At 66.2% G+C, this 16,410-nt stretch carries 16 protein-coding genes; 5 read left to right on the plus strand and 11 right to left on the minus strand.

The window, feature by feature from the left end:
- Positions 1 to 5 precede the first annotated feature (5 nt).
- The 3 genes from ppa to typA all read right to left on the minus strand — a co-directional run bounded on the left by ppa (position 6) and on the right by typA (position 3,222).
- Entirely contained in the window at positions 6 to 536 is a 531-nt protein-coding gene (gene ppa, locus ACHMWQ_RS04605; RefSeq protein ID WP_354553349.1) for an inorganic diphosphatase, read from the minus strand.
- 126 nt (positions 537 to 662) lie between these two features.
- The gene (locus ACHMWQ_RS04610) at positions 663 to 1,175 is read right to left on the minus strand and encodes a GNAT family N-acetyltransferase (RefSeq protein WP_266334258.1); all 513 of its coding nucleotides are present in this window, start codon (positions 1,173 to 1,175) and stop codon (positions 663 to 665) included.
- 226 nt (positions 1,176 to 1,401) lie between these two features.
- Complete coding sequence (gene typA / locus ACHMWQ_RS04615) at positions 1,402 to 3,222, minus strand: translational GTPase TypA (protein ID WP_354553350.1); 1,821 nt, start codon at positions 3,220 to 3,222, stop codon at positions 1,402 to 1,404.
- Between the two features lie 255 nt (positions 3,223 to 3,477).
- Between typA and ACHMWQ_RS04620 the strand changes: the two genes are divergently transcribed.
- Positions 3,478 to 3,930: a MarR family transcriptional regulator gene (locus ACHMWQ_RS04620; protein WP_354553351.1), complete on the plus strand. Its 453-nt coding sequence runs from the start codon at positions 3,478 to 3,480 to the stop codon at positions 3,928 to 3,930.
- 436 nt (positions 3,931 to 4,366) lie between these two features.
- On the opposite strand, the gene phnD is transcribed toward ACHMWQ_RS04620, so the two are convergent.
- Genes phnD through ACHMWQ_RS04635 form a run of 3 tightly spaced genes read right to left on the minus strand, consistent with a single transcriptional unit; the run spans position 4,367 to position 7,476 of the window.
- Positions 4,367 to 5,272, minus strand: coding sequence for a phosphate/phosphite/phosphonate ABC transporter substrate-binding protein (phnD, locus tag ACHMWQ_RS04625; RefSeq protein WP_396306557.1), 906 nt, complete (start codon positions 5,270 to 5,272; stop codon positions 4,367 to 4,369).
- Positions 5,273 to 5,281: 9 nt separating this feature from the next.
- The gene (locus ACHMWQ_RS04630; RefSeq protein WP_396306558.1) at positions 5,282 to 6,259 is read right to left on the minus strand and encodes an adenosine deaminase; all 978 of its coding nucleotides are present in this window, start codon (positions 6,257 to 6,259) and stop codon (positions 5,282 to 5,284) included.
- Positions 6,259 to 7,476: a phosphopentomutase gene (locus ACHMWQ_RS04635; RefSeq protein WP_396306559.1), complete on the minus strand. Its 1,218-nt coding sequence runs from the start codon at positions 7,474 to 7,476 to the stop codon at positions 6,259 to 6,261. The genes ACHMWQ_RS04630 and ACHMWQ_RS04635 overlap by 1 nt, the downstream gene beginning before the upstream one ends.
- A 174-nt stretch (positions 7,477 to 7,650) precedes the next feature.
- Here ACHMWQ_RS04635 and upp point away from each other — a divergent pair, with 174 nt between their 5' ends.
- On the plus strand, positions 7,651 to 8,280 hold the full coding sequence (gene upp / locus ACHMWQ_RS04640; RefSeq protein ID WP_354553355.1) for a uracil phosphoribosyltransferase: 630 nt from the start codon (positions 7,651 to 7,653) through the stop codon (positions 8,278 to 8,280).
- Here the strand turns inward: upp and ACHMWQ_RS04645 are convergent.
- Positions 8,242 to 9,150, minus strand: a complete 909-nt coding sequence (locus ACHMWQ_RS04645; RefSeq protein ID WP_354553356.1) for a transglutaminase family protein — start codon at positions 9,148 to 9,150, stop codon at positions 8,242 to 8,244. The two genes, upp and ACHMWQ_RS04645, sit on opposite strands and share 39 nt — an antisense overlap.
- A 139-nt stretch (positions 9,151 to 9,289) precedes the next feature.
- Between ACHMWQ_RS04645 and moeB the strand changes: the two genes are divergently transcribed.
- On the plus strand, positions 9,290 to 10,036 hold the full coding sequence (moeB, locus tag ACHMWQ_RS04650; protein ID WP_396306560.1) for a molybdopterin-synthase adenylyltransferase MoeB: 747 nt from the start codon (positions 9,290 to 9,292) through the stop codon (positions 10,034 to 10,036).
- A gap of 4 nt (positions 10,037 to 10,040) precedes the next feature.
- Here moeB and ACHMWQ_RS04655 read toward each other — a convergent pair whose 3' ends face one another.
- Entirely contained in the window at positions 10,041 to 10,214 is a 174-nt protein-coding gene (locus tag ACHMWQ_RS04655; protein WP_396306561.1) for a hypothetical protein, read from the minus strand.
- A gap of 246 nt (positions 10,215 to 10,460) precedes the next feature.
- Here ACHMWQ_RS04655 and ACHMWQ_RS04660 point away from each other — a divergent pair, with 246 nt between their 5' ends.
- The gene (locus ACHMWQ_RS04660) at positions 10,461 to 11,513 is read left to right on the plus strand and encodes a LacI family DNA-binding transcriptional regulator (protein ID WP_396306562.1); all 1,053 of its coding nucleotides are present in this window, start codon (positions 10,461 to 10,463) and stop codon (positions 11,511 to 11,513) included.
- A gap of 393 nt (positions 11,514 to 11,906) precedes the next feature.
- On the opposite strand, the gene ACHMWQ_RS04665 is transcribed toward ACHMWQ_RS04660, so the two are convergent.
- Entirely contained in the window at positions 11,907 to 12,902 is a 996-nt protein-coding gene (locus tag ACHMWQ_RS04665; RefSeq protein WP_354553360.1) for a D-glycerate dehydrogenase, read from the minus strand.
- A gap of 215 nt (positions 12,903 to 13,117) precedes the next feature.
- Between ACHMWQ_RS04665 and ACHMWQ_RS04670 the strand changes: the two genes are divergently transcribed.
- Positions 13,118 to 13,684: an SH3 domain-containing protein gene (locus tag ACHMWQ_RS04670; protein WP_354553361.1), complete on the plus strand. Its 567-nt coding sequence runs from the start codon at positions 13,118 to 13,120 to the stop codon at positions 13,682 to 13,684.
- An 890-nt stretch (positions 13,685 to 14,574) separates the two neighbouring features.
- On the opposite strand, the gene irrA is transcribed toward ACHMWQ_RS04670, so the two are convergent.
- Together irrA and ACHMWQ_RS04680 are read right to left on the minus strand one after the other, a co-directional pair.
- Positions 14,575 to 15,027: an iron response transcriptional regulator IrrA gene (gene irrA, locus ACHMWQ_RS04675; protein WP_354553362.1), complete on the minus strand. Its 453-nt coding sequence runs from the start codon at positions 15,025 to 15,027 to the stop codon at positions 14,575 to 14,577.
- Between the two features lie 142 nt (positions 15,028 to 15,169).
- Positions 15,170 to 16,384 carry an argininosuccinate synthase gene (locus ACHMWQ_RS04680; RefSeq protein ID WP_396306563.1) on the minus strand — a complete coding sequence of 405 codons (1,215 nt, stop codon included), beginning with the start codon at positions 16,382 to 16,384 and terminating at the stop codon, positions 15,170 to 15,172.
- Positions 16,385 to 16,410: the final 26 nt, after the last annotated feature.

The raw sequence follows: 16,410 nt of genomic DNA on the forward strand, positions 1-16,410 counted from the left end.
CGCGGTCAGCCCTTCTTGGCGCGTTCGATGGCGTCGACGATCAGCTGCTGCGCCTCGTCGAGGTCGCCCCAGCCGGTGATCTCGACCCACTTGCCGTTTTCGAGATCCTTGTAGTGGCGGAAGAAGTGCTCGATCTGCTGCAGCGTGATCTCGGGCAGGTCCTTGTAGGACTTCACGTTCTCGTAGCGGCGCGTCAGCTTGGTCGACGGCACGGCCAGGATCTTCTCGTCCTCGCCGCCCTCATCGCGCATCTTGAGAACGCCGACCGGGCGGCAGTTCATGATCGCGCCGGGGACGATGGCGCGCTGGTTGGCGACCAGCACGTCGATCGGGTCGCCGTCGCCGCAGAGCGTGTGCGGGACGAAGCCGTAATTGCCGGGATAGCGCATCGGCGTATAGAGGAAGCGGTCGACGTAGAGCGCGCCGGCTTCCTTGTCCATCTCGTACTTGATCGGCTCGCCGCCGACCGGAACTTCGATGATGACATTGACGTCGTGCGGGGGATTCTTGCCGATCGGAACAGCATCGATGTTCATGGCGGTACCTCGAGTGAAATGGGCGCTTCCCTTTACGGGGCGCCATCCCGGCCCGCAAGCCCGAATTCGCCGCAACGCAGCAAGCCGCGCCGGGAAGGACGATCCGGATCGGGAGGAAAGGGCGACTCAGCCGCGCGCGAAGGCGAAGGCGACCTTGGCCAGCACCGTGTCGCCGAAGCGCTCGCTGCCGCGCGCCACCTTGCGGCCGCCGGCATTCTTGTAGAAGCGGCAGGCGCCTTCATTCTCGGCCAGCGCCCAGACCACGGCGGAATCGAAGCCGTGGCGCAGAAGCTCGCGCCGGGCCGCGAGGAACAGCCGGGTGCCGAGGCCGACGCCCTGATATTCCGGCCGCATGTAGATCTCGTAGATTTCGCCGCGCTGGACCAGGTTGCGCGCCCGGTTGGGCCCGAAGGTGGCATAGCCGACCACGGTGCCGCCGACATCGATGACGACGATGCCGGTGCCGCGGCGTATCGCGCGGCTCCACCACGCAGCACCCCGCCGCGTGATCATCCGGCCCAGTTCCCGGGCCGGGATCAACCCATCATACGCCTGACGCCAAGCGCTGTCGTGAACCGCGGTGATTGCTTCCGCGTCACTGGCTTCTGCGCGACGGACACCGATCGACAGAGTGCTCATGCCGACCAAGATATGTCCGCCAATCGCATCGGGGAAGGGGGTTTATCGCATGGCTGCGCGAGTTCGCCACAGCGTGACGAAGCGGTCACGCCGGGACGAATGCCGGAGGGGCGAGAAACGCGATGCGGCGCCCGGCGGAAAGAGTGCCGGGCCGGCTGCAAAAGCAAACGGCGGCGCCCTGGGGCGCCGCCGTTGAATTCTGCCGCTCAGGCCAAGCCGGCGCTGCTTAGGCGCTCTTGCTCGAACGGTCGGCGCGCTTGCGCTCGACGGGATCGAGGATCGCCTTGCGCAGGCGGATCGACTTCGGCGTCACTTCCACCAGCTCGTCGTCCGAGATCCAGGAGAGCGAACGCTCCAAGGTCATGCGGATCGGCGGCGTCAGGCGGACGGCTTCGTCCTTGTTGGCCGAACGAACGTTCGAGAGCTTCTTGCCCTTGAGCACGTTCACTTCGAGATCGTTGTCGCGCGTGTGCTCGCCGACGATCATGCCCTCATAGACCTTCCAGCCGGGCTCGATCATCATCGGGCCGCGATCTTCCAGGTTCCACAGTGCGAAGGCGACGGCCTCGCCCGACTCGTTCGAGATCATGACGCCGTTGCGGCGGCCGACGATCTCGCCCTTGTGCGGGGCATAGGAGTGGAACAGGCGGTTCATGATCGCCGTGCCGCGCGTGTCGGTCAGCAGTTCGCCCTGGTAGCCGATCAGTCCGCGCGTCGGCGCGTGGAAGACCAGGCGCAGGCGGTCGCCGCCGGAGGGGCGCAGCTCGACCATGTCGGCCTTCCGCTCGGACATCTTCTGCACGACGATGCCGGAATGCTCCTCATCGACGTCGATGATGACTTCCTCGATCGGCTCCAGCGTCTGGCCCGAAAGGTCCTTCTGGAAAACCACGCGCGGACGCGAAACGCCCAGCTCGTAGCCTTCGCGGCGCATGTTCTCGATCAGGATGGCCAGCAGAAGCTCGCCGCGGCCGGATACGATGAAGGCGTCCTTGCCGGCCGACTCCTCGATCTTCAGCGCGACATTGCCTTCCGCTTCCTTCATCAGGCGGTCGCGGATCATGCGGCTGGTGACCTTGTCGCCTTCGGTGCCGGCGAGCGGGCTGTCATTGACCATGAAGGTCATCGACACGGTCGGCGGATCGATCGGCTGCGCCTTGATCGCCTCGGTGACGGCCGGATCGCAGAACGTGTCGGCGACGGTGCCCTTGGTCATGCCGGCCAGCGCGATGATGTCGCCTGCGACGCCTTCCTCGATCGGCTGGCGCTCGATGCCGCGGAACGCCATGATCTTGGAGACGCGGAACTGCTCGACGGTCGAGCCGTCCTGGGCCAGCACCTTGAGCGTCTGGTTCGGCTTGACGTTGCCCGACGTGATGCGGCCAGTGATCAGGCGGCCCAGATAGGGGTTGGACTCGAGCAGGGTGCCGATCATGCGGAACGGGCCGTCCTCGACATGCGGCGCCGGCACATGCTTCAGCACCAGGTCGAACAGCGGCGCCATGCCTTCTTCATGCGAGGCGTCGGGCGAATTGCCCATCCAGCCATTCTTGCCGGATCCGTACAGGATCGGGAAGTCGAGCTGCTCGTCGGTGGCGTCGAGGGCGGCGAAGAGGTCGAACACCTCGTTCACGACTTCCTGGATGCGCGCGTCGGCCTTGTCGACCTTGTTGATCGCGACGATCGGCTTCAGGCCGAGCTTCAGCGCCTTGCCGACCACGAACTTGGTCTGCGGCATCGGGCCTTCGGCGGCGTCGACCAGCACGATCACGCCATCGACCATGTTCAGGATGCGCTCGACCTCGCCGCCGAAATCGGCGTGGCCGGGGGTATCGACGATGTTGATGCGGGCGTCGTGCCAGGTGATCGAGGTCGCCTTGGCCAGAATCGTGATGCCGCGCTCTTTCTCGATGTCGTTCGAATCCATGACACGTTCGGCCACGCGCTGGTTGTCACGGAACGAACCGGACTGCTGAAGCAGCTTGTCCACGAGTGTTGTCTTGCCATGATCGACGTGCGCGATGATGGCGATATTGCGAAGTGTCATTTGCGAATCCGAAAAGGCGCGGCGGCGTCGGACAGGTGCCTCGAGACGGCCAGCATGTTTTGCGGCGCAAAATGATCGAAAAGGCCGCAAAACGCAACCTCCGATCCGACACCTCGAATGACGTAGCGGAATGTAAGATATATGCCGTAACGGCAGGTCTGCACGTGAAACCGCGCTAACCTAGGGGATCCTTGACTTTCCCGGCAAGATTTGTTTATAATATGGAATTCTTATTATACATGGGAGAGTCAGCTTTTGGCAGCCACCACCGAAGATCCGCTGGGCTTTGTACTCGTCGATGTGGCCCGTTTGCTGCGGCGCCGCTTTGAGAAGGCGCTGGAAAACGCTGGCCTCGGATTGACGGTTGCCGAAGCGCGAACGCTCGCCTTTGTCAGTCGTCATCCCGGTCTCCGGCAATCGACGCTCGCCGAGGAACTCTGCGTCGAGCCGATGACGCTGGTCGGGTTCCTCGACCGGCTGGAAGCCGCCACTTTGGTCGAGCGCATGCAGGATCCGGCCGACCGCCGCGCCAAGCTGATCCGGCTGACGCCGAATGCCGCCAGCATCGTGCGGCGCATCCGCGCGATCGGCAAATCGGTGCGCGAGGAGGCCGAGCGCGGCATCGATCCGGCCCTGACCGAGACGATGCGCCTGACGCTGCTGAAGATGCAGGACAACATCCTGGCCAGTGAAGACATGGTCGCCTGAGGCGCGTTTCGGGTTCCAGCTTCGAAAGCCCATGCCGTCGCCGGCATGGGCTTTTTTGTTGGGCGGGCGCGGGATCGTCGGCTCTTCCGGATCGATCGGGGCTCGCAGGCCGGTAGCGGACGGGCCCTGAGGTTGGTTCGCTGGGGATGGCTTAGGAAAGATCCTCACCCCAACCTTCTCCCGCAGGCGGGAGAGGGGGCTCGACCGCGCCTGTCGCAGGCCATCGGAGCCCGCCTCGAAGTGGCTCAATGGGCCGAGGAAACCTCGCCGGCCAGCGCCGTAGCGGCCTCCCGCTCGATGAAGGCCGTGGCCGAAAAGCCCTCGCCCGCTTGCGGGAGAGGGTGGGGTGAGGGGCTTGCTTGTTCTTCAGCCGAGAGGCGAGGTCGCGGTCCCGCCTCAAGCCAAAACAGCGCCCGTCAGACCCGCGCCGACGGCCCTAATCCTTCCGCTTCGCGACGTTCAGGAACTCGGCCAGCCGGCGGTAGAGCGTGGGGTCGGCGGCGACGAAGCCGCCGGGATAGCCCCGCTCGATCGCGTCATAGGCTTCCGGCGCGGTTTGCTGCATCTCGATCAGCGCCTGCAGCAGGTTCGATTTCGCCATCTCCGGCAAGTCCTTGCGCACGACATGCGGCCCGAACGGGATCAGTTCGGATTGCCACACAACCCGGAGCGTCGAGGGCGACAGCACCCCGTCGCTGGCAAGCCGGGCGAACGGTCCGGAACCGATCGCCGTCGAAAGCGGGTCGGGCGCCGAGGACCAGGCCGTGGCGAGGTCGGCCTCGCCGGCCGCCAGTTCGCCCAGCGCCGCCTCGCTGTCCGGCGTTTCGACGATGCGCAGGAAGTAGCCCGGCGGGTCAATGCCCTCCTTCGCCAGTCCGGCAAAGGCGGCGCGGCGGCCGGAGAGCGAATCCTTGGCGCCGACGGCAAGCCGCATGTTGCGGGCATCGGCCAAGGTCTCGACGGGGCCGTCGCTCTTCGCCACCAGCAGCGCGCGGAACCCGCGCGCGTGATCGGCGGTCGTCGGCTGCACAAGCGGCTCCGCGCAATCGCAGCGCTGGTCGAGCGCCAAATAGGCCAGCGACGACAGCACGGTGTACTGGACGCGGCCGGTCGCCTGCGCCTCGATCAGCGCGTCATAGGTGCGGGCCGGGAACAGTTCGACGGGGACCGCGAGCGCGTATTGCAGCCGCCAGCGGAATTTCTCCAGCCGCGCCACCTCATAGGCCGGATTGTCGCCGGCGATGAAGCCGACGCGCAGCGTGCCGATATCGTCGCGCCAACTCGCCCAGGCGGGCGAGGCGAGGGCGATCAGGAGGGCCAGGCAGGCGGCGATCCGGCGCATCGTCTTCTCCTATGCGGGCAGGCTGGCGAGCAGGCGGGCACGGGTCGCCTCATCGACGAAAGCCGCCTCGAGCGAGGTGCGGGTGGTGGCGATCAGCGCGGCGTCGGAAAGGCCGAGATCTTCGGACAGCCAGCCATATTCCGCGCCGATCGAGGAGCCGAAATAGGGCGGATCGTCGGAACTGACCGTGACGCGGACCCCGGCATCGCCGAGTTTGCGGAACGGATGGCTGGCGACGTCCGGATAGAGCCCGAGCGCCACGTTCGAGCCCGGGCAGAGCTCCAGCACGATGCCTTCCTCGACGATGCGCTGGACGAGGCCGGCATCCTCGATCGCGCGCACGCCATGGCCGATGCGGCTGACGCCGAGATGGTCGAGCGCGTCGCGCACGCTCTGCGGCCCGCCGAATTCGCCGGCATGCACGGTGAGCCCCAGTCCGGCCTCGCCGGCGATGCGGAACGCGTCGGCGAAATCGCGCGGGTGGTGCATGCGCTCGTCGCCGGCGACGCCGAAGCCCGTCACCAGCGGGTGCGGCTCGTTGGCGACCGTCTCGGCAGCGGCGAGGATGCGGTCCGGTCCGTAATGGCGCACGCCGGTGGCGATCATGCGCCCGACAATGCCGGTCGCGGCTTCGGCATCGCGGATGCCCTGCGCCAGTCCCTCGACATAATCGCGATAGCTGAGGCCGGAGGCGAGCGCGTGGTCGGACGAGATGAACACCTCGCCATAGATCGCGCCCTCGGCGGCCAGACTGGAGAAATAGCTGAAGGTCAGGTCGCGATAGTCCTCCGGCGTGCGGAAGACGGCGGCGGCGCGGTCATAGGCATTGAGGAACGAGGTGAAGTCGTGCCAGGCGAAATCGCCTTTGGCGTCGAACAGGCCGGTGAGGTCGACGCCGTGCCGCGCGCCGACCTTGCGCACGAGGTCGGGCGAGGCTGCGCCCTCGACATGGCAATGCAGCTCGGCCTTGGGGATATGGGAAACCATTAGAGAAAACTCCGTCCGTGTCGTCCGGGCGCCAGCCCGAGATGGGCGGCGATGGTTTCGCCGATATCGGCAAAACTCCGTCGCGCGCCAATGTCTTTTCCCGGCAGGCCAGGGCCGAAGGCGAGGATCGGCACCTGCTCGCGGGTGTGGTCCGTGCCGCGCCAGGTCGGGTCGCAGCCATGGTCGGCGGTGATGATGACGAGATCGCCCGGCCGAAGCGCCGCCTCGATTTCCGGCACGCGGGCGTCGAATGCCTCCAGAGCGGCGGCATAGCCGGCGACGTCGCGGCGGTGGCCATAGAGCATGTCGAAGTCGACCAGATTGGCAAACACCAGGTCGCCATCCCCGGCGCTTTCGATCGCCGCCAGCGTTGCGTCGGTCAGCGCCGCATTACCCGAGGCCTTGGTGAGGTCGCTGATGCCCTGATGCGCGAAGATGTCGCCGATCTTGCCGATGGCGTGCGTGCGGCCGCCGGCGGCGATCACCCGGTCGAGGATCGTCGGCTCCGGCGGCGGCAGGGCATAGTCGTGGCGGTTGGCAGTGCGCTCGAAGGTCTCCGCCGTCTCGCCCAGGAAGGGCCGGGCGATGACGCGGCCGATCGTGTAGGGCTTGAGCAGGCGACGCGCCGTCTCGCACAGCGCATAGAGCCGGTCGAGGCCGAAATGGGTTTCGTGCGCGGCGATCTGCAGCACGGAATCGGCCGAGGTGTAGAGGATCGGCTTGCCGGTGCGGATATGCTCCTCGCCAAGCTCGGCCAGGATGGTGGTGCCGGAGGCGTGCTTGTTGCCGAGGATGCCCGGCAGCCCGGCCTCGCGGATGATCGCGTCGGTGAGTTCCTTGGGGAAGCAGGGCTCGGTTTCCGGAAAATAGCCCCAGTCGAACGGAACCGGCACGCCGGCGATTTCCCAATGGCCGGACGGCGTGTCCTTGCCGTTCGAAACCTCGGCCGCATGGCCATGGATTGCGGTCGCGCCCGGCGCGGGCAGGGTGCCCGGCCATTCGCCGCTGGCGCCCTGCGCCGCCGCGCCGAGGCCCAGGCGCCCGAGATGCGGCAGGCGCAGCGGGCCCGACCGCAGGCCCGTGCGATCGCCGTCACCGGTCGCGCAGGCCTGCGCGATGTGTCCGAGCGTGTTCGCGCCTGCGTCGCCATAGGCTGTCGCATCGGGAGCGCCGCCGATGCCGACGGAATCGAGAACAATCAGAGCGGCGCGCGGCATGGAGCGACAACCTGTGCGAGGGGGTACAGGATAGGCCGGGCGGGCCTCTCGTCACAAGCAGGCCGTTGCGTGGGGACAATCGAGGGCGCCATCGCCGCATGACGCAGCGGCGCAGTTTCCAGCGGGAAGCTGGCAGGCTACGGTAGGCGCAACCGAAGACAAGCGAGGCCAAGAATGAACGGCGTGACGGTGATCAACCACCCCCTGGTGCAGCACAAGCTCACCATCATGCGCGACAAGCACACGTCGACGGCGGGTTTCCGCCGGCTGCTGCGCGAGATCTCGACGCTGCTTTGCTATGAAGTGACGCGCGACCTCGAAATGACCACGACGACGATCGAGACGCCGATCACCGAGATGGAAGCGCCGACGCTCGCCGGCAAGAAGCTGGTCTTCGCCTCGGTGCTGCGCGCCGGCAACGGCCTGCTGGAAGGCATGCTCGATCTCGTGCCAGCGGCGCGCGTCGCCCATGTCGGGCTTTATCGCGACCCCAAGACGCTGCAGGCGGTCGAATATTACTTCAAGGCGCCCGACAGCCTGGACGAGCGGCTGACCATCGTCGTCGATCCGATGCTGGCGACCGGCAATTCGGCCGTCGCCGCCGTCGACCGGCTGATGGAACGCGGCGCCAAGGATATCCGCTTCCTCTGCCTGCTGGCGACGCCCGAAGGCATCGCCAATTTCCACGCCGTTCACCCGACGATCCCGATCTACACCGCCTCGATCGACAAGAAGATCGACGATCACGGTTACATCGTGCCGGGCCTAGGCGACGCCGGCGACCGGATGTACGGCACCAAGTGAGGCCGGGTCCTGCTGGCCGGGGTTCGGGTTGGCCTGCGCGCCCGCCTGTTCGCCGGCCCGTGGCCACACGATCTCCTCGGTGTGCACGGTGAAGTTCACCAGCATGGCGTTGCCGAAGGCGTTGGTCAGCGCCACGTCGGTGGCGTCGCGGCCGCGGGCCATGACGATGCGGCCGATGCGCGGCTTGTTGTGGCGCGCGTCGAACGTGTACCAGCGATCGCCGATATAGGCCTCGAACCAGGCCGAGAAATCCATCGGCGCGGGATCGTAGGGCACGCCGATATCGCCGAGATAGCCGGTGCAATAACGCGCCGGGATGTTCATGGCGCGGCAGAGCGCGATGGCGAGATGGGCGAAGTCGCGGCAGACGGCGAAGCGCTCATTATGCGCCTCGAGCGCCGTGCGCGTCGGCCGGGCCAGCGGATAGCTGAAGGTCAGGTGATTGTGGACGTAGTCGACGATCGCCTGCACGCGCGACCAGTTTTCCGGCAGGTGGCCGAACAGCGGCCAGGCGACGAAGCCCAGATGGTCGGTTTCGCAATAGCGGCTGCCCAGCAGGTAGACGAGGCATTCTTCCGGCAGTTCCTGCACCGGCAGGATGCGGGCATCCGGCACGACCGGATCAGGCTCGCCGTCATTATAGACCACGCCCTCGGTCCAGATGCGGGTGCGTCCTGCCGGTAGCACGGTCCGGCTGGCCAGATTGCCGAAGCCGTCGATGTAGGTGTCGATCGCCACGACCGGATCCGACACCAGATAGTCCTGCTGGACCAGACGGCTGCCGAGGCTCGGATGGGCCCGAAGCATCATCAGCATCGGAGTGGGTTGGGCGCATTCGAAAGCAATGTCGAATCCGATGCGGATATGCATGGCCAGCTAACTCCACGGAAAAGGGATTTGACCACATAATGCCGCAGTGCGGGAAAGTGTTCCGTAGCGTTTTGGCCGAATTTTAGGCAGTTTCGCGGGTGATCTCGCCTTGTAAAAGCGCAGCGGATAGGATCGAGGCATGACGTTTACCTCCGATGAAATCGAGCGCTATTCCCGCCACTTGCTCCTGGCGGAGGTGGGCGGGCCCGGACAGCAGAAATTGCGGGCGGCGCGGGTGCTGGTGCTGGGGGCGGGCGGCCTCGGCGCGCCCTTGATCCAGTATTTGGCGGCGGCGGGCGTCGGCACGATCGGCATCGTCGATGACGATGTCGTGGCGCTGTCCAATCTGCAGCGCCAGGTGATCCACGCGACGCCGACCGTCGGCCGGCTCAAGGTCGAGAGCGCGCGGGAGGCGGTTGCCCGTCTCAATCCGCATGTCGGCGTCGAGACGCATGCGGTCCGACTCGACGCCGAGAATGCCGATGCACTGCTTTCCGCCTATGACATCGTCGCGGACGGCACCGACAATTTCGAGACCCGCTTTCTCGCCGCCGATCGCTGCGCCGCTTTGCGCCGGCCGCTGGTGACCGCCGCCGTCGGCCGCTTCGACGGCTCGCTGACCACGCTGCTCCCATGGGAGACGACGCAGGGCGTGCCGAACCCTGGGTATCGCGACCTGTTCCCGGCGCCGCCGCCACCCGGCCTGGTGCCAAGCTGTGCCGAGGCCGGCATTCTGGGCGCGCTGACGGGGATATTGGGCAGCCTGCAGGCGACCGAGGTGCTGAAGCTCATCCTCGGCATTGGCGAGTCGCTGGTCGGCCGCCTGCTGCTGGTCGACGCGCTGTCGATGCGCTTCGAGACGATCCGCTACAAGCGCAAGGCATGACGCGCTAGCGGGCGAGGCCGAACAGGCCCAGCAGCGCCAGGTAGGGAACCGTGGGGTGATGCGCGCCGCTCAGGCCGTCCTGCGGCGGCGTCTCGGCGTTGCGCGTCTCTGCCGGCGCGCGCTCCCGCTCGAAGCGGTCCTGGTACAGGGTTTTGAACAGATAGCTGGCAGGGATCATGGCCCGACCTCCAGTTAGCAATATGAATCGATTCAAGTTAGAAATGACATCCGTCTTGAACCGGTTCAAGAATAGGCCCTGCTTCCCTACTGGTCAAGTGAAAATTGAACCGATACAAGAGAGGCGGAAGATTGGCCCCGGCCTTGCACCATCGGGTCGGCCCAGCCGGGCCGGCATTTCGTTGGCGGCAACCGGTCCCGGGCGAGGAGAGTGGACGAACATGCAGCCGGCACGTAAGACTCTCGCATGAAACGGGTCATCAAGCTTTCCGACGTCGCCAAGGCCGCCGGTGTGTCGCAGGGCACGGCGTCGAACGCCTTCAACCGGCCGGAGATCGTACGGGCGGAAGTCCGCGAAAAGGTCGAGGCGGCGGCGCGCGAGCTCGGCTATGCCGGGCCCGATCCCAAGGGGCGGCTGCTGCGCGCCGGCAAGGTCAACGCCATCGGCGTCGCCACCACCTCGCCGCTCGGCTATTTCTTCGACGATCCCTATGCCCGCAGCCTGATGGCCGCCATTTCGGAGGCCTGCGACGAGCATGGCGCCGGCATTTCGCTGGTCTCGGCCGCCAGCGACGAAAAGCTCGCCTGGAACATCCAGAGCGCGATTGTCGATGGCTTCATCCTGTTCTGCGTCGAGGGCGGCGAGCGGCTGGTGGAATTGACCCGCGAGCGCGGCCTGCCCTTCATCGCGCTGCAGCTGGTGGGGGTCGACGAGACGATCTCCGCCATCGGCATCGACGAATTCGAGAGTGCTCGCGCGGCCGGCCGCCATGTGCTGGGGCTTGGCCATCGCCATGTCGCCATCCTGGCGCTGGAGCTGGACGAAGGTCATGTCGGCCTGCTCAGCGAGGCGCAGATCGAGGCCGGTGTTTATTCCGGCACCGTCGAGCGCATCGGCGGCTATCGCGCGGCGCTGGCCGAGTTCGGGATCGATCCGGCCTCCGTGCCGGTCTACGAGACCGACCACACCACGGCCAGCATCCACGATGCGCTGCAAAGCCTGTTTGGCGCCGCCCATCCGCCGACCGCCCTGCTTTGCATGTCCGACCGCGTCGCGCTGATCGCGCTCGACTGGCTGCGGCTGCGCGGCATTGCGGTGCCGGGCGACGTCTCGGTCATCGGCTTTGACGGCGTGCCAGAGGGCGAGACCTCGGAGCCGCCGCTCACCACAGTCGCCCAGCCGATCGCCGCGATGGGCCGCCAGGCGGCGGAAATGATCCTGAAGGGCATCGTCAAGCCGCACCGCGAACGGCTCGAGGTGGAACTGATCGAGCGCTCGTCCACCGCCCCGCCGCGATAGCACCCTCACCCCAACCCTCTCCCGCAAGCGGGCGAGGGGGCTCTTTCGAGCGAGTGGAGGCATTGGCGTACAGTCGATGAAGATCTCGGACCGAACCCTCGCCCGCTTGCGGGAGAGGGTAGGGTGAGGGTCTTGCTTATGAGCGCTGCGTCGCCTGCGGAGCCGACTCCATCTTCACCTCTCCCTGAGGGAGAGGTCGGAGCGAAGCTCCGGGTGAGGGTTTAGGAAACCCTCCGATCAGAACGCCAGGACGGTGGAGACACACCGGCAACGCCGTAAACCCTCACCCGCCGACCTGCGGCCGTCGACCTCTCCCTCAGGGAGAGGTGAAGGCGCCTGTCTCGAGCAGTTCCCAAAAATCCGAATCCGGCTTAGCTCCGGCGCTTAGCCGACTCAGAGCATCGAGGGTAGGACGCGATCCGGCGGCTTGTGGCCGTCGAAATAGGCGCGGATGTTGATCAGCACCTTCTCGCCCATGGCGATGCGGCCCTCGATCGTCGCCGAGCCCATATGCGGCAGCAGCACCGCCTTGCCCTTGGCGGCGAGGCGGAGCAGCTTCGGGTTGACCGTCGGCTCGTGCTCGAACACGTCGAGCCCGGCGCCGGCGATGGCGCCCGATTCGAGCAGCTTCGCCAGCGCATTCTCGTCGATCACGTCGCCGCGCGAGGTGTTCACCACATAGGCCTCTGGCCGCAGCAGCTTCAGCCGGCGTTCGGAAAGCAAATGGAAGGTGCCGGGCGTGCGCGGGCAATTGACCGAGATGATGTCCATCCGGGCCAGCATCTGGTCCAGGCTGTCCCAATAGGTCGCTTCCAGCCCTTCCTCGATCTCCGTCGAGAGGCGGTGGCGGTTGTGATAGTGGATCGACAGGCCGAACGCCTTGGCGCGGCGGGCCACGGCCTGGCCGATGCGCCCCATGCCGACGATGCCGAGCCGCTTGCCGGCCATGCGCCGGCCCAGCATCCAGGTCGGCGACCAGCCGGCCCAGTCATGGTCGGGCGTCAGCACGCGCGCGCCCTCGACCAGCCGGCGCGGCACGGCGAGGATCAGCGCCATCGTCATGTCGGCCGTGTCCTCGGTCAGCACGCCGGGCGTGTTGGTGACGGTGATGCCGCGCGCCAGCGCCTTTTCGACGTCGATATGGTCGAAGCCGTTCGAGAAGGAGGCGATGACCTTCAACTGCTCGCCAGCTTCCGCCAGGATGGCGCCGTCGATGCGGTCGGTGACGGTCGGCACCAGCACGTCGGCGATCTTGACCGCCTCGACCAGCTGGGCCGGCGACATCGGACGGTCGTCGATGTTGAGCTGCGTGTCGAACAGTTCGCGCATGCGCGTCTCGACCGCGTCGGGCAGGCGGCGTGTGACGATGACAAGCGGCTTCTTCTTCATCGCGGCGGCCTCTCCGTTGAGAGCTCCTTAACCATGGAGCGTCAAACTATACGCGTCGGCTGGTATACCCCGTCGCTGCGTATCTCGATCCTCTACCAGACAGTCCGGCGATCACAAATGGTTCGGTAGTCGGGCGGTCGGGAAAGAACCTCCGGTCGCAGCAACGGGCGGTAAAGAGGGGTGTCTACGCGATGGTTTTGGCTGCGATCCTGGGAATGTCCCGTCGGCTGCGCGACGGGCGCTTGTTATCCTCGGCGCTGACCATTGCCACGGTCGCCGCCCTCGTCCTCGTCGCCCAGCCCACCGCTCCCGCCAGCGCCCAGGGCGCGGCCGGCGCTGCGCCGAAGCTCGGGCCGAGCGGCTTGCCCTTGCCCCGATTCGTCTCGCTCAAGGCCGGCCGCGTGAATGTCCGCGTCGGTCCCGGCCAGGGCTACAAGGTTTCCTGGGTGTTCACCCGCTCCGGTCTGCCGGTCGAGATCGTGCAGGAATTCGACAATTGGCGCCGCATCCGCGATTCCGACGGCACGGAGGGTTGGGTTTTCCACAGCCTCCTCGTCGGCAAGCGCACCGCCGTGGTCGCGCCCTGGCAGGATGGCGACCCGCTGCCGATCCGCGCCGATCCGACCGATACGGCCGAGATCACCGCCTATCTGCAGCCCAAGGTCGTCTCGTCGGTGACCAATTGCGCCGGCGGCTGGTGCCGCCTGGTCGACAAGCGCTTCCGCGGCTGGATCAAGCAGACCAACCTCTGGGGCGTCTATCCCGACGAGGATATCGACTGAGGGGCTTTGAGGGGGTTAAGGAGCAAGACGCTCCCCCCAACCCTCTGTTGCGGGCGGGAGAGGGGATCGCCTGCGCTTGCAGGTGAGCCTGAATATCTATGACGGCCGCCGGCCAGAAACCCTCGCCCGCTCGCGGGAGGGTAGGGCTTGCTTCGCTGTACTTCCGCACTCGGTCCTTCCGTTTGCCCTCAAAGGCCTGCGCATGCCCTTGTTGAATGCGAGGCCCGGGATCACTCGGGCGTCATCCCGGCGGAGGCCGGGATCCAGACACACCGTCCTGCGGACGGAGGGCTGGCCATATCTCGCTTGATCGGCGTCTATGGGCCCCGGCCTTCGCCGGGGCGACGAGCTTAGGCGACGGCGCTTTCCCTTCATCCCGCGCCAAAACAAAAAAAGCTCCGCGCAGCCTGCCAGCGTATTCCCTGGACCCTCCTTCGAGGCCCGGCTTCGCCGGGCGCCTCAGGATGAGGGTCGAGTTGGGCATGTCGGGACTTAAGGCCTCGCTTCCCCTCTCTCTTGGGAGGGGGCTCGGCGCGCCTCCGGGAGGCGTACGCGCCGCACCGCCACCATCCTGCCTCAGCGGGCCTCCGCCTCGCGCCGCCATCATCCTGAGGCGCTTCGCGCAAGCGAAGCCTCGAAGGAGGGGTCCAGCGGAACTCGATTCGGCGAAATCCCCGCGGCTCGCCAGACGTATCCCCTGGACCCTCCTTCGAGGCCCGGCTGCGCCGGGCACCTCAGGATGAGGGTCGAGTTTGGGAAGTCGGGACTTGACGCCTCGCTTCACCTCTCTCTTGGGGCAGGCGACCAGGCGCGCCTCTGGACCCCAAAACAAAAAAAACGCCGCGCGGCTGGGCCGGGCGGCGTTCTTGAAACCCAAAAAAAACCGGAAATCAGCTGCCGATGCGGCGGAGGCGCACGACGATGTCGACGCGGGTGATTTCCATGCCTTCCGGCGGGACGGGGACGTCCTCGACGCGCAGGGTCGACATCGGAATGTCGAGCACGCGGTTTTCGCCTTCGACGAAGAAGTGGTGGTGGTCGTCGACATTGGTGTCGAAATAGGTCTTCGAACCGTCGACCGCGACTTCGCGCAGCAGGCCGGCTTCGGTGAACTGGTGCAGCGTGTTGTAGACGGTGGCGAGCGACACCGGCACGCGGTGGCTCATCGCCTCTTCATGCAGCCCTTCGGCCGAGATGTGGCGGTTGCCGCGCTCGAACAGGATCTCGGCCAGGGCCAGACGCTGGCGCGTCGGACGCAGGCCCGCCGTCCGCAGCATGACGCGCACTTCCGAAGCCTTCTTGTCGGCTGTGCGGGTTGCTTTTCTGACGAGATCCATACGCATTTGCGGTCTGTCCGTATCTTGGCGTTCGAGCGACAAACTGACCCCGCCCGGAAAGGCTGGGTCAGTCCGAATAACCTAACTCTAAAATGAAGCTTTAGCAACAGACCAATGAAAACGGCCTGTTGCCTCGCTTCCCAGAGTCTCAGCCGCGCTGGTCGCGCGCCGCCAGCGTACGCAGACGGAGCGCGTTCAGGCGGATGAAGCCGGCCGCGTCCTTCTGGTCATAGGCGCCGCGATCGTCCTCGAAGGTGACGAGCGCGTCGGAATAGAGCGACTTCGGCGACGAGCGGCCGACGACGATGGCGTTGCCCTTGTAGAGCTTCAGCCGCACCGTGCCTTCGACATGCTCCTGGCTCTTGTCGATCAGCGCCTGCAGCATCTCGCGCTCGGGCGAGAACCAGAAGCCGTAATAGATCAGCTCCGCATAGCGGGGCATGATCGAATCCTTCAAATGCGCGGCCTCGCGGTCGAGCGTCAGGCTTTCCATCGCGCGGTGCCCGGCGAGCAGGATGGTGCCGCCCGGCGTCTCGTAGATGCCGCGCGACTTCATGCCGACGAAGCGGTTCTCGACCAGGTCGAGACGGCCGATGCCGTTGTCGCGGCCAAGGTCGTTGAGCTTGGTCAGGATGGTGGCCGGCGACATGTGCACGCCGTCGATCGAAACCGCGTCACCCTTCTCGAAGCCGATCTCGACATAGGTCGCGACATCGGGCGCGTCTTCCGGCGCCACGGTGCGCATGAAGACGTAGGGCGGGGCTTCCTGCGACGGGTCTTCCAGAACCTTGCCCTCGGAAGACGAGTGCAGCAGGTTGGCATCGACGGAGAACGGCGCCTCGCCGCGCTTGTCCTTGGGAACCGGGATCTGGTTCTTCTCGGCGAAGTCGAGCAGGTCGGTGCGCGACTTGAAGTCCCACTCGCGCCAGGGAGCGATGACCTTGATGTTCGGGTTCAGCGCATAGGCGGAAAGCTCGAAGCGGACCTGGTCGTTGCCCTTGCCGGTGGCGCCATGCGCGATGGCGTCCGCGCCGACTTCGCGCGCGATCTCGACCAGGCGCTTGGCGATCAGCGGCCGTGCGATCGAGGTGCCGAGCAGGTAGGTGCCTTCGTACAGCGCATTGGCGCGGAACATCGGGAACACGAAGTCGCGGACGAATTCCTCGCGCACATCCTCGATGTAGATCTGCTGGATCCCCATCATCTCGGCCTTCTTGCGGGCCGGCTCGAGCTCTTCGCCCTGGCCGAGATCGGCCGTGAAGGTGACGACTTCCGCGCCGTATTCCAGCTGGAGCCACTTCAGGATGATGGAGGTGTCGAGCCCGCCGGAATAGGCGAGGACGACCTTCTTGACGTCGGACATTGTGAGGCCGTTTCCGCGAAGATGAA

Source organism: Kaistia sp. UC242_56 (genome assembly GCF_044452255.1).
Classification (GTDB): domain Bacteria; phylum Pseudomonadota; class Alphaproteobacteria; order Rhizobiales; family Kaistiaceae; genus Kaistia; species Kaistia defluvii_A.

What these genes read in the sequence shown, in the direction of transcription:
- ppa (WP_354553349.1), bottom strand. Translation starts at nt 536, where the DNA reads ATGAACATCGATGCTGTTCCGATCGGCAAGAATCCCCCGCACGACGTC.
- ACHMWQ_RS04655 (WP_396306561.1), bottom strand. Translation starts at nt 10,214, where the DNA reads ATGATCCCTGCCAGCTATCTGTTCAAAACCCTGTACCAGGACCGCTTC.
- irrA (WP_354553362.1), bottom strand. Translation starts at nt 15,027, where the DNA reads ATGCGTATGGATCTCGTCAGAAAAGCAACCCGCACAGCCGACAAGAAG.
- ACHMWQ_RS04660 (WP_396306562.1), top strand. Translation starts at nt 10,461, where the DNA reads ATGAAACGGGTCATCAAGCTTTCCGACGTCGCCAAGGCCGCCGGTGTG.
- ACHMWQ_RS04680 (WP_396306563.1), bottom strand. Translation starts at nt 16,384, where the DNA reads ATGTCCGACGTCAAGAAGGTCGTCCTCGCCTATTCCGGCGGGCTCGAC.
- moeB (WP_396306560.1), top strand. Translation starts at nt 9,290, where the DNA reads ATGACGTTTACCTCCGATGAAATCGAGCGCTATTCCCGCCACTTGCTC.
- ACHMWQ_RS04665 (WP_354553360.1), bottom strand. Translation starts at nt 12,902, where the DNA reads ATGAAGAAGAAGCCGCTTGTCATCGTCACACGCCGCCTGCCCGACGCG.
- ACHMWQ_RS04610 (WP_266334258.1), bottom strand. Translation starts at nt 1,175, where the DNA reads ATGAGCACTCTGTCGATCGGTGTCCGTCGCGCAGAAGCCAGTGACGCG.
- phnD (WP_396306557.1), bottom strand. Translation starts at nt 5,272, where the DNA reads ATGCGCCGGATCGCCGCCTGCCTGGCCCTCCTGATCGCCCTCGCCTCG.
- typA (WP_354553350.1), bottom strand. Translation starts at nt 3,222, where the DNA reads ATGACACTTCGCAATATCGCCATCATCGCGCACGTCGATCATGGCAAG.
- ACHMWQ_RS04670 (WP_354553361.1), top strand. Translation starts at nt 13,118, where the DNA reads ATGTCCCGTCGGCTGCGCGACGGGCGCTTGTTATCCTCGGCGCTGACC.
- ACHMWQ_RS04635 (WP_396306559.1), bottom strand. Translation starts at nt 7,476, where the DNA reads ATGCCGCGCGCCGCTCTGATTGTTCTCGATTCCGTCGGCATCGGCGGC.
- upp (WP_354553355.1), top strand. Translation starts at nt 7,651, where the DNA reads ATGAACGGCGTGACGGTGATCAACCACCCCCTGGTGCAGCACAAGCTC.
- ACHMWQ_RS04630 (WP_396306558.1), bottom strand. Translation starts at nt 6,259, where the DNA reads ATGGTTTCCCATATCCCCAAGGCCGAGCTGCATTGCCATGTCGAGGGC.
- ACHMWQ_RS04645 (WP_354553356.1), bottom strand. Translation starts at nt 9,150, where the DNA reads ATGCATATCCGCATCGGATTCGACATTGCTTTCGAATGCGCCCAACCC.